The sequence below is a fragment of the Bifidobacterium sp. N4G05 genome, assembly GCF_002742445.1.
Taxonomy (GTDB): domain Bacteria; phylum Actinomycetota; class Actinomycetes; order Actinomycetales; family Bifidobacteriaceae; genus Bifidobacterium; species Bifidobacterium hominis.
This window is the reverse complement of the sequence record NZ_NJNQ01000005.1, coordinates 1-12459: the sequence shown is the minus strand read 5'-3', so window position 1 is coordinate 12459 and position 12459 is coordinate 1. Positions and strand designations below refer to the sequence as shown.

Genomic DNA, 12459 nt, shown 5'->3' with positions numbered 1-12459 from the left:
GGTCAGAGCTTCGCTTCCTCGTCGCAGTAGTCGCAGCGGTATTCCTGGCGGTCGGAATGCACCAGATGGAACATCTGTACGGCCGGCTCGGTGGTAGTCACGCAGCGCGGGTTCACGCATTTGATGATATTGACCACATGTTCCGGCAGTGTAGGCTGCTTTTTCTCTACGATTTTACCGCCGCGCACAATGCCTACGGTCGCGGTGCGTGCCACAAGGCCGAGCACGTCAAGGTCGATGGTTTCGGCTTCCTCTTCGCTTTCGATTTTGATGATGTCTTTGGTTCCGAACATGTGGCTGTCGGTGTTCATGATCAGCGCGAGCTTGGTCTTAGCCGGATCAATTTTCAGGTATTCAAGTACCTTGAGTGCGGTGCCGGCAGGCACATGGTCGATGATAATTCCGTTCTGAATGCTGGTGACTTCCATCAGGCCGCAACCTCCTTGGATTCAAGCGGTTCATATCCCGGCAGTTCGTCTCCAACCACCGAGCTTTCCAATGCCATGCGCATGAGCATGCCGTTCTTGACCTGTTCGAAGTAGGCGGCGCGTGGGTCGTCATCCACTTCAACGGCGATTTCGTTGACTCGCGGCAACGGGTGCAGCACAGCCATGTCTTTCTTGGCGTAAGCCATCTTGGCTTCATCGAGAATGTAGGTGTCGCGCAGTCGCAGATAATCGTCTTCGTTGAAGAAGCGTTCCTTCTGCACACGGGTCATGTACAGCACGTCGAGATCGCCAATCACCGAAACCAGATCTTTGACTTCCGTGTAAGAGCAGGAGTCGGTCGCATTGATGCGGTCGAGCACGTACTGGGGGGTCTTGAGCTCGTCCGGGCTGATCAGCACGAAGTTCACATTGCCGAAACGGCACAGGGTTTCGATCAGGGAGTGCACGGTACGGCCGAAGGTAAGATCGCCGCACAGACCGACGGTCAGATTGTTCACGCGACCGAAGCGCGACTGTAGCGTCGCCAAATCAGCCAAGGTCTGCGTGGGGTGCATGTGCCCGCCGTCGCCGGCGTTGATGACCGGCACGGAAGCAGCGCGGGACGCCACGAGCGCAGCACCCTCCTTCGGGTGGCGAATCGCCACCACATCCACGTAGTTGGACACGGTTTTCAGAGTGTCCGAAATGGTTTCACCCTTGGTCACGGAAGCGAGCTGGGCGCCGGCGAAGCCGATCACCTTGCCACCGAGTCGGAGCATGGCGGTTTCGAAGCTCAGACGCGTACGGGTGCTGGGCTCATAAAACAAAGTGGCGAGCACCCTGCCATCGCAGGTGTGCGCCACTTCTTTACGATGAGAATCAATGTACTGCGCCTTGTGGAGTAATTCCTGAATCTGGCGAATGGAAAGATCATCCAATGTGATGACGCTTTTTCCGACCATCGGCGTTTCAACCGCCTGTTCGAGTACTGAAGACAACGGCTCACCTTTCATGCAACTTGTGGTTGAAGGTGGCCACTCGAAGTGACCTAGCCAACTATAGCCTGAAATGCAGACCCTGACGGTTCACCGCGTGTTCACGAATACTCGTGGAGCGGTCTCCGTCCTTCCCTAGGCAGAAGCCTTGATCCAGCACATTCGTCAGAGCCGTATGGCCTCGATCCGACGGTCACAACATGTTCCTCGCCGTTAACTTCCCAGCTCACGAACGGCCGTAGAACAGGCGTTCCGTTACGTCGCGGGCCTTGCGCATTACTGCAAGCAGATCGTTCTCAAAATGCTGACCGCGATTTGCATCGTATCCGAGGCATACGGCGATACCTCCCAGCGAATATGAATCGTCCGGCAGAATATCGGCCTGATTGACGCGTCCGCTCCACAGGTAACTGCCGTTGCGTGCAGCCGTGCACATGCGCCATGCCTTACGCAACACCACAGCGTCGCCAGCGGAAATCAGCTTGCGATGTTCCAGCTCGTCCAACGCCAGCAACGTACCGTTGACGCGCAGGTTGGCGTTGTTTCCCGCATGCTGCAATTGCAACAGTTGAATCGTCCACTCAACATCCGATAGTCCACCCTTGCCGAGTTTCAGATGGCGATCCCTGCGTACGCCGCGCGGCAAACGTTCAGCTTCCATACGTGCCTTGAGTTTGCGGATTTCGGCGATTTGCGTTTCCGTAAGATCGATTTTCGGATATCGCAGCGGATCGGCGATGTTCATCAGGAAGTCCTCGGCGAGCGCCGCGTCGCCTGCTGCGTATCGGGCGCGTAGCAGTGCCTGGTGTTCCCATGTGCTTGCCCAGGATCGGTAGTATTCCTCGCAGGATGCGTAGGATCGTACGAGTGGTCCGTTTTTGCCTTCGGGTCTAAGGTCCATGTCGAGTTCGATTTTTGGTTCGAATGTGGTTGGGCCTTGCAGGATCGCGCGTAGGTCTTCCTGTACTTTGCGTGCGAAGAGGTTGGCTTGGGTGTCGTCGGCGCCTTCGGCTGGCCGGTAGATGATGATCACGTCGGCGTCGGAACTGAAGTTGACTTCCTTGCCGCCGTAACGTCCCATACCGATGATGGCGATTGCGGCGGGCGCTTGTTCGAGTTGCATGTCGTTGATGCGATGTCGGATGGCCCATTGCAGTGACGCTTCGATGGCCGCGTCGTATACGTCGGTCATGCCGGCGAGCGATGCTTCATCGTCGATCACGCCGCTCATCCATGCGAGGCCGATGCGTTCGATTTCGTGTCTGCGCATGGCTCGGATGGAGTTGGCGAAGTCGTTGATGTTGCCGGCATTGCGTTCGAGCGTTGCTTTGGTTTGGATATTGAGGCTTTCGCGCGAGCGTGGTTGCAGGGATTCGTCGTTGCCGAGCCAGGTGACGGATTCGACGGATTTGTTGAGTGCGTCGCCGAGGAATCGTGAGTTGGATAGTATGTGGCATAGGCGTTGTGCCGCGGATGGTGAGTCGCGTAGGAATCCGAGGTATTCGCTTTCGGAACCGAAGTTTTCTTCGAGTTTGCGCCAGTTGAGCAGTCCCATGTCTGGATTCTGCCCTTCGCCGAGCCATTGCAGTGCCGCGGGCAGCAGGATGCGGTTGATTTTCGCGGCTCGGGAGATGCCTGCGGTGAGTGCTGTGACGTGGCGCATGGCCGCGTCGGCGTCGGCGAATCCGATGGATTCGAATCGTTCCTGCGTGGCTGTCGTGGAGAGTTCCACCTGTTCGTCGTCGAGTCCCGCGTTGATGGGCAGCATGGGCCTGTAGTAGATGTCCATGTGCAGGTGGCGTACTTCGCGACGTGTCTCATCATATTTGTTGACGAGTTCTTCGGGATGCATGTGGAATGCGCGTGCGAGTCGTCGTAGTTCGAGATTTTGGTTTAGCTCGTCGATGGTGATGTCTCGTTTGCGTTCAAGGCCTCCCGTGCTGGCTTTGCCGAGGTCCGGGAACAGGTGGGTGCGTTTGAGCGCCCACATTTGCTGGCGGTGTTCCAGTACGCGTTCGAATCGGTAGTCCCATGAGAGTTTTTTGGCTTGTTTGCGTGATACGTATCCGCCTTCGGCCAAGGCCTGTAGGGATTCGAGTGTGGAGCTGGTGCGCAATGCTTCGTCGGAGCGTCCGTGCACGAGTTGGAGCATCTGCACGGTGAATTCGACGTCGCGCAGGCCTCCCCTGCCGAGTTTGATTTCGCGGTCTTTGAGCGGGTTGGGAATAAGATCTTCGACACGTTTGCGCATCTGCTGGCAGTCGTAGACGAAGTTGTCTCGTTTGGATGCGGTCCAGACGAACGGTCGGGTCATGCTCATATACGCTTGGCCGAGGTCAGAATCGCCGGCTACCGGGCGTGCTTTGAGCAGGGCTTGGAATTCCCAGTTTTCCGCCCATTGCTCATAATAGGCTTCATGGGATTCGAGCCGGCGTACCAGTGGGCCATCCTTGCCTTCGGGGCGCAGTCCGCCGTCGATCTGCCAAAGCGTCGGTTCGGCGACGCCCATAATGACGGATTGGCATACGCGTTGCAGGGTGGTCGCCATTTTGGTTCCGACTCGGCTGAGCGTCATGCCATTGGTGTCCGCGTCGGCGGGTTCCACCACGTAGATCAGGTCCACGTCGGATACATAGTTGAGCTCCCGTGCGCCCAGTTTACCCATGCCGATGATGGCGAAACGCACGTGTTCACTGCCGTCCACTTCATGGCGTGCGATGGCGAGCGCGCCTTCAAGCGCCGCGTCCGCAAGGTCGGACAGTTCGGTGCTGATGCGCGGTTGGATTTCGATGGGATCGTTCGCCGTGGCATCTTGTGCCATGATTGCGGCGAGTTGTTCGCGATAGGTTTTACGTAGCGCCGTCGCAGCTTCGGCAAGTGGCAGGCTTGCGGTCGGCATGGTATGGTCATTGGGATCGGCTCCTACCGATTTGAGCACATGCACTCTGCGCTGTTCGTGATTGTAAAGATGGCTTTCGCAGGCGTCATTGGCCGCGGCCTCCACGAGTTCGGGACGGAATCGCATGAGCTTGCCGAGGGCGTCAGAGACGCCGAGCACGGTGATGAGCCGTTCGAGCGCCGCCTCGTCGGGCACCATGGCGTCGAAGTCGCGCCCCTGGCTTTGCATCGCGTTGGTGATGTCGACGAAGTTGGAAAGCGCGCAGTCCGGGTCGCACGCCTTGGACAGGGCCTTGAGCATGCCAACCAGCCGTTCGTCGGACACGCCGTCGGCTTTGAGCCGATCAAGGTTCGCGCGTGCGTCGTCGAGGTTCTGCAGCCCGGTGCGGATCAGGTCCATGGCCGATGGATGGAAAGCGTTCATTGCGTTCATATCTAGCTAATGTACACGCCATGCCCCGTTCGGACGCGATTTCGGCCAATCTGCGACCACCTCCGCGTTTCACAACGGACATGTCATCGACGAGGCTCCTTCGTGGTCCCCGCATCGTGGGACGTCGCCGCCTGATCGCCGTCCTTCGTGTTCCAGCCAACGACGGCGCAACGGGCGCACCAGCCGATCACGACGAGCAAACACAGCGAGAAAACGATGGTAGACCAGTCGAGCAACGAGCCGTCGGCCTGTGCCTGCATCAGCGACTGGGCAAGCCAGATCACGCAGGCGAGGCAGGTGAGCGCATAGAGACGGGCGGTGGAATGCGTATTCAGTCGCATGGGGATTCCTTTTCTTTCGACAATGAGCACGGGACGGGCGGATGGGGGTCCGCATCGCCGCGATGCGGACCCCCATCCGCCGGAGGGGATTCGGAACAGATCAGCTCTTCTTGCGCTTGGACATGATATCCACGGCGACGGCCAGCAGGAGCACAAGACCCTTGATGGTCTTCACCACGGCGGTGTCCACACCCATGATCGACAGACCCTGGTTGATGACGCCCATCACGAATGCGCCGACCACTGCCCCCGGAATCGTGCCGATACCGCCGGTGACGGCCGTACCGCCGATGAAGCAGGCAGCGATGGCGTCCATTTCGAACTCCATGCCGGCCTGTGCGGTCGCGGAGGCCAGACGGGACAGCATGCAGACCGCGGCGACAGCGGAGAGGAAGCCCATATGGACGAACAGCAGGAAGTCGACGCGCTTGGTGTTGATACCGGAGAGGATGGCTGCCTTGCGATTGCCGCCGACGGCGTAGACGTGACGACCGAACACGGTCCGGGTCAGGATGAAGTTGTAGGCGAGCACGAGCACGCCGACGATGACGAGCATAATCGGGATGCCGCCCTGTTCCGCGTTGCCCGAAGAGGCCAGCAGATAGGTGACGAACGCAATGACCACGGCCGCGAGGACGATCTTGAGGATAGTCAAGTTCATCGGTTCGGGCACCAATCCGACCTTCTCGACGCGCTTGCGCTTGCGCAGCTGGGAGAAGGCGTAGCCGACGATGCACAGTACGCCGACGACAAGGGTCAGACCATCGAACGGCCCCCAGAACCCCAAGATGTTCGGCAGATAGTCACGGGCGATGCCACGGAAGGCATTGGAGGTGATCGGCACGGATTCGCCGACAATCACGGTGGCGAGCCCTCGGAACATCAGCATACCGGCCAAGGTAGTGATGAAGCCCGGGATACCCACGTAGGCCACCCAGAATCCCTGCCAGACGCCAACGATGAGGCCGACGATGAGGGAGAGGAGGATAGCAAGCATCCAGTTCATGCCTGCGCGCTCCATCAGCAGGGCACAGACGCCGCCGATGAAGGCGACCAACGAACCGACAGACAAGTCGATGTGGGTGGCGATGATGACCATCACCATGCCGATGGCGAGGATAATCACATAGGCGTTCTGCTGGATTAGCGACACGAAGCTGTTCGGCTTAAGCAGCACACCTCCAGTGAGGATCTCGAAGGCGATGACGATCACGAGCAATGCGCCGACGATGCCGTATTGGCGGGCGTTGTTGCCGATAGTGGCCAGCAGGCTGACCTTCTCTTTCTTCTGTGCAGATGTTGCGGTTGCGGCGCTCATCGGGCGTCCACCTTCCTTTCCTTGGTCATTCCCTTCATCAAGTATTCCTGAGTGAATCCATTCTTCTCGACGTTGTCGGTGACGACGCCGTAACTTACGGTGTAGATGCGGTCGCAGATACCGATGAGTTCCGGCAGCTCGGAGGAGATCACAATGACGGCCTTACCGGCGTCGGCCAGCTGGTCGATAATCTCGTAGATCTCGTATTTGGCGCCGACGTCGATGCCTCGGGTCGGTTCGTCGAGGATGAGGATGTCCGGCTGGGAGATCACCCATTTGGCGAGTACGACCTTCTGCTGGTTGCCGCCGGAAAGCGTGCCGACGTTCACATCGATGTCATGACATTTGATGTGGAAGTCCTTGCGGTACTCTTCCACCTCCTTGCGTTCGATGTTATCGTCCATCACACCGTGCCGGCTCATCTTCTTCAGCGAGGCGAGCGAGGCGTTCTCACGGATGTTCTGCAACAGGTTTAGGCCGTATACCTTGCGATCTTCGGTAGCGTAGGCGATTCCGGCGTCGATGGCGGCCTGCACGCTCGGCAGGTTGACCTTCCTGCCTTTGACGTACACGTTGCCTGAGATGTTCGAGCCATAGGACCGTCCGAACACGCTCATAGCCAACTCGGTGCGGCCGGCACCCATCAGCCCCGCGAGCCCGACGATCTCGCCGGCGCGCACGTTGATGTTCGCGTGGTCCACGATCACGCGCTCGACGTCGAGCGGATGATGCACGGTCCAATCCTCGATGCGCAGATATTCCTCGCCCGGCTTGTTAGAGGGATGATCCGGATACAAGTTGTGCAGCGGGCGACCGACCATCTTGCGGATCAGCTCGTCCTGATCGAGTGGTGTCTCCGGCGTCACGTACATCTGTCCGACGGTGGAGCCGTCACGAATAATGGTGACGTTATCGGCGATGGCGGCGACCTCGTTGAGCTTGTGCGTGATAATGATGCTAGTCACGCCCTGCTCGTCGCGCAGCTGGCGCACCAGACCGAGCAGATGGGCGGAGTCCTCGTCGTTCAGGGCCGCGGTGGGCTCGTCGAGGATGAGCAGTTTCACGTCCTTGCTCAGAGCCTTGGCGATTTCGACGAGCTGCTGCTTGCCGACACCGATGTCCATGATCCTGGTGTCCGGATCCTCCGGGAGGCCCACGCGATCCAACAGCTTTCTGGCCTCGGCGCGGGTCCGGTCCCAGTCGACGACGCCGGCCCTGGCCCGCTCGTTGCCCATGAAGATGTTCTCGGCGATGGACAGGAACGGGCTCAGCGCCAGCTCCTGATGGATGATCACGATGCCATCGGCCTCGGAGTCATTGATCGTACGGAATCTGCATTCCTTGCCGTCGAAGACGATCCTTCCACTGTAGCTGCCGTATGGATACACACCGGAAAGCACGTTCATCAACGTCGATTTGCCCGCGCCGTTCTCGCCGCAGATGGCGTGGATCTCGCCACGGCCCACCTCCAGATTCACGTCGGTCAGGGCCTTGACCGGTCCGAACGTCTTGGTGATGTTCTCCATCATCAGAATGGTGTCTGTTTGGGACATTTCATCACTCCTCATATTGTGTTGCGAGGGGATAGGGCACACGCCACGACGGCCGTGTGCCCCATCCGTCGAACCGTCGCGTCACTTGATCTGATCCTCGAGCAGCGTGCCCTTAGTCAGTTCGTTGAAGCGGCTCTGGGTCACGTAGTTCGCCTTCACCAAATCGGAGAGATTGTCGATGGTGATGCCCTGCGGGTCAAGCAGCTTGGACGGCACGTCCAAGTTGCCGTTATTGAACTTGCCGTTGATGCCGGACACCTCCTTGCCCTCGGCGATCTCGATGATCATCTCCTCGACGGCGTTCGCGAGCTTGTTCACGTCCTTGAACACAGTCTCGCCCTGCTTGCCGTTAGCGATGTTGGCGATAGAGATCTCCATCGCGTCCTGGCCGGTGATGTACGGCCAGCTGTCGGTGCCGGGCTTCATATCCGGGCGCTTGGACTCGATGGCGTTGGCCACGCCTTGGGTGATGCCGTCGTAGGGGCTGAGCACCGCGTCGAGTTTCTCGCCGTGCGCATAAGTGGAGTCGAGGATGGATTCCATGTCCTTCTGGGCCTGCTCGGCCTTCCAAGACTGCACGCCGATCTTCTGCCAGATGTCCTCGGCCTTGTCGGAGGCCTTCACGCCGCCGCCGTGGTTGGATGGGTTGACGAGGATTCCCTTCTCGAAGTAGGGCTGGAGCAGATCCCATGCACCCTTGAAGAAGTATTTGGAATTATTGTCGTCCGGGGAGCCCGCGAACAGCTCGATGTTGAACGGGCCGGTGGCGCCGTCCTCCAACCCGAGTTTGTCGATCAGCCAGGTGGCCTCGAGTACACCAGTCTGCTCCAGCTGGAACGTGGCGTAGTAGTCGACCGCGTCGGTGTTCATGATCAGACGGTCGTAGGCGATGACCTTCGCGCCAGCGTCACGGGCCTTCTCGACGGCTGGACCGACCGCGGTGCCGTCCTTGGAGGCGACCACGACGATCTTCGCATCGTTGTTGACCATGTTCTCGATGTCGGCGTTCTGTTGGGCGGGCTTGTCATCCGCGAACGACAGGATGACCTTGTACCCTCGCTTCTCAAGATTGGCCTTGAGGTTGTTGCCATCCTTGTTCCAGCGCTCCTCGGATTTGGTCGGCATCGAAATGCCGATGGTTGCGCCTTTCTCGATCTTGTCGCCGTCGCCGGACTGTCCGGTTCGACTGCCGCCACAGGCCGTGAGACCCGCGCACATCGCCACGCCCGCCACGACGGCGACGATCTTCTTGGTGAACTGCATGTATTCTCCTTCATCTTTGAGGGTGACGGAACGACCATTGTTCCGTTTGTGATCCGGACCGTTCCGGTTCATCTCATAGCATACACTCTTGAGTTAAGTTGTCAAACTTATATTTGTTCTTAAACGTTATTTAAATTCAGTTATCGAACATAAGAGCTGTATTATGCGCCTTTCGACGCGACACGCCGCAGGAAGAGCGCACACGGCCCCGGCGACCACCGCGTCGGACTACACTGGATATCCATGGCAACACGACTTTTCGGCTCACAAACCTCCCTGCGCGAGGCAAACCGTGCCAACCTGCTGTCCAGCATCCACAAATTCGGCGCTATGACGCAGGTCGAACTCGCGGAGGTCACCAGCCTCTCCACCGCAACGGTCTCCACACTCGTCCACCAACTCGTCGACGAGGGACAGCTGGAGACGAAAAGCACCATACGCAACGGCCGCAGGGCTACCTTGGTCAGACTCGCCCACAATCAGGGTCTCGGCATCGGCCTGTGGATCGCGCAACGCGAACTGAAACTGGCCGTCGTCGATTTCGCGAAATCAATCATCGCGGAGCATATGCTGCCGCTTCCCCTCGGTCACAAGGCCGACACCACACTGGAACGCGCGATACAGCTCATCAACGAGACCATGACCAACATCGACGCTAATCCCGGGGAGATCGCCGGCATCGGCGTGGCCTTGGCCGCACCAGTCGCCATCGGCGACCACATGATCGCCATCCCCGGCGTCATGCCCGGGTGGGATGGCTTCGACATCGTCTCTCCGCTAAGCGCCACATTCAACACCCCCGTATATGTCGACAACGACGCAAACTACGCCGCCTACTGCGAATCACGCATGGGCGCAGCAATCGGCAAGCGCGACTTCGTCTATATCTCCACCAATGACAACGTAGGCGCGGGTATCGTTGCCGGCGGGGAGATCATGCACGGGGTGACCGGCCTGGCCGGCGAGATCGGCCATATCCAAGTCGATCCGCTCGGTGCGATCTGCTCCTGCGGCAATCGCGGATGCCTCAACACCATTGTCGCTGAGAACCGGCTGGTGCAACTGCTCAGCGTCACGCACGGCAACATGACGATGGACGACCTCGTGGCACAGGCGAACAACGGCGACCCCGGATGCCGCCGCATCATCGCTGACACGGCGGTGCGCATCGGGCAAGTGGCCGCCGACTTGTGCATCAGCATCGACCCGGAGGTCGTCGTGGTCGGAGGCAAACTCGCCATGGCCGGCGAGGTGTTTACCCAACCGTTCAATGAAGCGCTGCAGCGGCTGCTGTTCCCCGACGCGGTCATGCCAATCACGGTGCTGAGCTCCCCTCACCCGAGCGACAACTGCGCGCTGGGCGGCGCGCTCGCCGCCATCGGACATGCGATTCGCAACAGCATCGCAGCATAGACGAAACACCCATGAGGAAAAGGTCAAGGAAAGAGGGATGACATGAGCAACGCAAGTACACCTCCGTTGCTGCGGCTGGAGGACATCTGCGTCAGATTCGGATTCGTCGAGGCGCTGAAATCGGTGAATCTGACCATCGACCGCAAAGAGGTCATCGCCATCGTGGGCGACAACGGCGCCGGCAAGTCCACACTGATGAAGGTAATCTCCGGTTTTCTGCAACCCGGATTCGGGCATATCTACCTCAACGGCGAACAGGTGACGATCCCCTCGATCCGGGAGGCGGACCGCATGGGCATCGCTTCCGTCTTCCAAGGTCAGGAACTCTGCGACAACCTCGATGTAGCTTCCAATCTTTTCCTCGGCAAGGAGATGCAGTCGGGCTGGGTTCGTGACGACGATATGATGAACACGCGAGCCCGTTCCGTGCTCGGAACGCTGAGCTCCGCGATCCGTGTGGGGTCCCCCATCACCTCGCTGTCGGTGGGGCAGCGTCAGACCGTGGCCATCGCCCGCACGCTACTCAACGACCCGCAGCTCATCCTGCTCGACGAGCCGACCGCCTCGCTGTCGGTGATGCAGGCCGCGGAGGTGCTGTCCTACATCAAACGGATACGTTCCGATGGCCGGTCGGTAGTGATGGTCTGTCATGACCTGCCGAACGTGTTCGCGGTGTCGGATCGCATCGTGGTCATCCGCCAAGGACGTATCCGCGGCGTGTATCGCACCGCCAAGACCTCCTACGAGGAGATCATCGCGCAAATCGCTGGCGTTGACGCCGGACGTAAGAGCGAGGGGATAACGGAGAACCCGAAATACGCCAACATGGTTCATCAGCGCAAGCTCATCGACCGCACGATCAGCGCCGCTATGAATCTCGAATAGAAGGGGCGCATCGGCGCGCGCCGATGCGCTGCGGTAAACTGATACAATCGCATATCTTCATCGCCTGTTCCGGGAGGGAACGTTCATGAGCACTCAGGACATCATCATCTGCGTCGCCGTCGCCATCGTATCCGTGGCGATTGGCCTGTTCTTCGGTTTCGTGCCGATGAAGACGGACAAGACCACCGAATCGCAGAACAAATATTCGCAATTCCTCGGCATCATCGCCGTGGGACTAACCATCCTGCTGATCTTCGCCAAGCAGAATCTCGCCTCGTGGGTGGCGATTTTCGCAATGATTGCGGGTTGGGCCGTCGCCAAGACCCCGCCGCTGCACCGCTGGGTACTTCACCGCTTCCCGTGGTTCGAGCCCGCCAAGCCGAAGACACCGTTGAAGAGTGCGAGGAGTACCAAGAAAAAGTAGAAGTCCCAACCGTGACGTCGGATAGAATGATCTTGCGTAATATCCGATGCAACAGGCCTCCCTCGGCGTCACGTATATGACGTTCCACCATCCCGGCGGAACACAATCGCAGCGCGGAGAACAGGCGGATAATCCTCAGAACAGCGGCTGCACGTTACGCCGGACGTGACGGGTGACGCCGAGCACGGTGATCAGTCGTACGAAAGAGTTCTCATCGGCGATGATGTTGGTGAAATCCTCACCTTGGCTTTGCACCACTTTGATGATGTCCACCAGGTTGCTGAGTGCGACGTCAGGATCGCATGCTTTTTCCAGCGTTGTCAGCAGCAGTCGCATTCTGTCATCGTCAATGCCGTCATTGTGCAGCTCATCGAACAATGTGCGAGCTTTGTCGAGATCTTGTAGCCCTGCTCGAATCAGATCGAGCGCTCCGAACTTGTGTTGCATGGAAGTCATGGTTTCTATAGTAACCGTATAAAACCAGGGGCGGTTGCGAAATACCCGCAAC

The 12459-nt window shown here is 58.9% G+C and carries 11 protein-coding genes; 3 read left to right on the top strand and 8 right to left on the bottom strand.

The window, feature by feature from the left end; genetic code table 11:
• Positions 1 to 2 precede the first annotated feature (2 nt).
• From CE153_RS06035 to CE153_RS06005, 7 genes are all read right to left on the bottom strand, one after another.
• On the bottom strand, positions 3 to 428 hold the full coding sequence (locus CE153_RS06035; RefSeq protein WP_099572012.1) for an aspartate carbamoyltransferase regulatory subunit: 426 nt from the start codon (positions 426 to 428) through the stop codon (positions 3 to 5).
• A complete protein-coding gene (gene pyrB / locus CE153_RS06030) occupies positions 428 to 1441 on the bottom strand; it encodes an aspartate carbamoyltransferase (protein ID WP_099572011.1) in 1014 nt (337 codons plus the stop codon). The genes CE153_RS06035 and pyrB overlap by 1 nt, the downstream gene beginning before the upstream one ends.
• Positions 1442 to 1649: 208 nt before the next feature.
• Entirely contained in the window at positions 1650 to 4745 is a 3096-nt protein-coding gene (locus tag CE153_RS06025; protein ID WP_442861971.1) for a bifunctional [glutamine synthetase] adenylyltransferase/[glutamine synthetase]-adenylyl-L-tyrosine phosphorylase, read from the bottom strand.
• Between the two features lie 92 nt (positions 4746 to 4837).
• Positions 4838 to 5095, bottom strand: coding sequence for a hypothetical protein (locus CE153_RS06020; protein WP_099595559.1), 258 nt, complete (start codon positions 5093 to 5095; stop codon positions 4838 to 4840).
• Positions 5096 to 5195: 100 nt separating this feature from the next.
• Positions 5196 to 6413: a multiple monosaccharide ABC transporter permease gene (gene mmsB, locus CE153_RS06015; RefSeq protein WP_033501165.1), complete on the bottom strand. Its 1218-nt coding sequence runs from the start codon at positions 6411 to 6413 to the stop codon at positions 5196 to 5198.
• Positions 6410 to 7966 (bottom strand): sugar ABC transporter ATP-binding protein, encoded by a 1557-nt coding sequence (locus tag CE153_RS06010; protein ID WP_033501166.1) that lies wholly within the window; start codon positions 7964 to 7966, stop codon positions 6410 to 6412. The genes mmsB and CE153_RS06010 overlap by 4 nt, the downstream gene beginning before the upstream one ends.
• A gap of 81 nt (positions 7967 to 8047) precedes the next feature.
• A complete protein-coding gene (locus CE153_RS06005; protein WP_099595558.1) occupies positions 8048 to 9229 on the bottom strand; it encodes a substrate-binding domain-containing protein in 1182 nt (393 codons plus the stop codon).
• 243 nt (positions 9230 to 9472) lie between these two features.
• Here CE153_RS06005 and CE153_RS06000 point away from each other — a divergent pair, with 243 nt between their 5' ends.
• The 3 genes from CE153_RS06000 (at position 9473) to CE153_RS05990 (ending at position 11951) form a co-directional block, all read left to right on the top strand.
• A complete protein-coding gene (locus CE153_RS06000) occupies positions 9473 to 10642 on the top strand; it encodes an ROK family transcriptional regulator (protein WP_099595557.1) in 1170 nt (389 codons plus the stop codon).
• 42 nt (positions 10643 to 10684) lie between these two features.
• Positions 10685 to 11527, top strand: coding sequence for an ATP-binding cassette domain-containing protein (locus CE153_RS05995; RefSeq protein ID WP_099595556.1), 843 nt, complete (start codon positions 10685 to 10687; stop codon positions 11525 to 11527).
• A gap of 85 nt (positions 11528 to 11612) precedes the next feature.
• On the top strand, positions 11613 to 11951 hold the full coding sequence (locus CE153_RS05990; protein ID WP_099595555.1) for a hypothetical protein: 339 nt from the start codon (positions 11613 to 11615) through the stop codon (positions 11949 to 11951).
• A gap of 135 nt (positions 11952 to 12086) precedes the next feature.
• Here the strand turns inward: CE153_RS05990 and CE153_RS05985 are convergent, their stop codons facing one another.
• On the bottom strand, positions 12087 to 12407 hold the full coding sequence (locus CE153_RS05985; protein ID WP_099595554.1) for a hypothetical protein: 321 nt from the start codon (positions 12405 to 12407) through the stop codon (positions 12087 to 12089).
• Positions 12408 to 12459: the final 52 nt, after the last annotated feature.